We start from the raw sequence: 1,971 nt of genomic DNA, 5'->3' as shown, positions 1-1,971 counted from the left end.
ACGACGGAGGGAAGCAGGGATCATTTTTCCCTGTATTGTTGTCTGCGGCGCAAACAAAGGCAGTTGTGCCCCGTTTGTCCCAGACAATCGACCTAACTAGATTGTATCCCACACATTATAAATATTCCGTATTTTTTCCGGATAAGGCCCCCATTTTCACACAGAATTCATGCCGCCACCCCAGGATACATGCAATATTATGCAAAATCAGCAGGAACGCGCAAACCGGATCACAACAAATGAAACAGAGATCAGAACCGGGACAAAAAATATGAATGAAATTCCAAGAGACCAATTGCGTCGCCGAAAGAATCCACCATAAACATTCAGCAAAATCAGCACGATAGAGAACAACAGTTCGGCAGCCCCTTCGACAGTCCGTTCAGATGAACTGTTTTTTGCCGCAAGAATACATTCAGTCATCTCCTCCCCCACCTTCTCAGGGCCCTTGTCTATTGCCACCCAAAGAAAACATCCCCGACCCAGCCGGTTAAACACAGAGCAATGATGATGAAAAAGTCAAAGAGAAACATATGCAGTACCGTAGCATGCAAAAAACCGGTGAAGAACTCCCCACACCCGGCCTGGGGTGCATGCGTCTGTTAAAAAAGCAGGACAGGAAGATTGACGAAGGTGCCGCCATCACCACGATCAGGCATGCAATTCGTTCCGGTGTTTCCTATATCTATTATGCATGGATTTACCATGACGGTGACAACGAGAGGGTGGTGGGAAAAGCACTGGAAGGCAAATGGAGAAAAGATACCTTTCTTGTGACAAAACTGCCGTCATGGGAAGTCACCAGCCGTGAGGAGATGGACCAGTATTTAAAGGAAGTATCCACCCTTTTTGGGAGATAAATTCCCATTTCCTCTGCTGAGATGAGGATCTGTGATGGCCATCCCATATGACAGGAGGTAGCTTGTTTCAGATTCATATCTTTCCAAACACAACATAACGGAGCCTGCCAGGCATATGTCACAACAATAATTACCCTTGTGAAAAATATGTGTAGACTATGAACTGGCGTGAAACCCTGCCCATATCAGTAGTTATTGTAATTATTGCAGCAGGTTGTGTTCTTCTTTCAGCACAGTATATCTTCCCGTCCGAACCGGATGAGGATCAAGATGTTGCCATACGTGACATCGAATACATTACAACCAATATTGAGACCGTCATGACTGCTATTGCTGACCAAACACGGTCGGCCTCCGGGGATCTCTCATCTGCAGACTCAATGGAATCACCAGAGGTACAGGAGGTTCTGAATGAACTCCTGTCGGGATCCGATTATACTATGTCATATGCTGCAATCAACCCGGGCGGCATCATCACCGCAGTTGCACCAGATAATTATTCCGGGTCGGTTGGGGTGAACATATCCGAAAGTGAGCCAGGAGATTCCATACTGCGGACGCAGGAACCGTTCCTCTCAGATGCATTCACCGCAAAGGAAGGATTTACGGGAATAGAAATTGCATGGCCGGTATTTTCCAAAGAAGGGGTTTACAAAGGCAGCATCCTTGCAATGGCAGAGCCTTCGGAATTTATTGGGGCAATTGTCAGTCCGATTGAGGAAGATAAGGACATTACCGCTACTGTCATGCAGCCGGATGGATTTATTCTTTATGACCAGGATGAGGCACAGATCGGGAAGAATCTCTTTACGGACGAACCCTTTACCAACTACGAAAACCTTCAGATGCTTGGAAAGACCATATCCGCAAACGGTGCAGGAATGGGCGAATATACCTTCTACAGGTCTCCGGACAACACCGAAGAGCTCACGAAAAAAGATGCGTACTGGGACACATTTGCATATATGGGCAAAGAATGGAGAATAATTCTGTTTACAGAAAATACTGCGGAGTAATCCCCGGCATTTTTTTTTTATCTCTGGCATCCCCTTTGGACTTTTTTTTGCAAAACAGAATCTCTCAATGCATACACTCGGAGCAGGGAATCATT

The 1,971-nt window shown here is 46.1% G+C and carries 3 protein-coding genes; 2 read left to right on the top strand and 1 reads right to left on the bottom strand.

All coding sequences use genetic code 11. The features are described from left to right. Nucleotides 1-207: 207 nt before the first annotated feature. Nucleotides 208-462, bottom strand: a complete 255-nt coding sequence (locus tag MKMG_RS11315; RefSeq protein ID WP_165078048.1) for a hypothetical protein — start codon at nucleotides 460-462, stop codon at nucleotides 208-210. A gap of 71 nt (nucleotides 463-533) precedes the next feature. On the opposite strand from MKMG_RS11315, the gene MKMG_RS11310 reads away from it, so the two are divergent. Together MKMG_RS11310 and MKMG_RS11305 are read left to right on the top strand one after the other, a co-directional pair. Beyond that, nucleotides 534-860 (top strand): aldo/keto reductase, encoded by a 327-nt coding sequence (locus tag MKMG_RS11310; RefSeq protein WP_165078047.1) that lies wholly within the window; start codon nucleotides 534-536, stop codon nucleotides 858-860. A 158-nt stretch (nucleotides 861-1,018) separates the two neighbouring features. Then, the gene (locus MKMG_RS11305; protein ID WP_165078045.1) at nucleotides 1,019-1,876 is read left to right on the top strand and encodes a hypothetical protein; all 858 of its coding nucleotides are present in this window, start codon (nucleotides 1,019-1,021) and stop codon (nucleotides 1,874-1,876) included. The last annotated feature ends 95 nt before the right edge of the window (nucleotides 1,877-1,971 follow it).

Source organism: Methanogenium sp. MK-MG (genome assembly GCF_009914725.1).
GTDB lineage: Archaea > Halobacteriota > Methanomicrobia > Methanomicrobiales > Methanomicrobiaceae > Methanogenium.
This window is presented reverse-complemented; position numbering and strand designations above follow the sequence as displayed.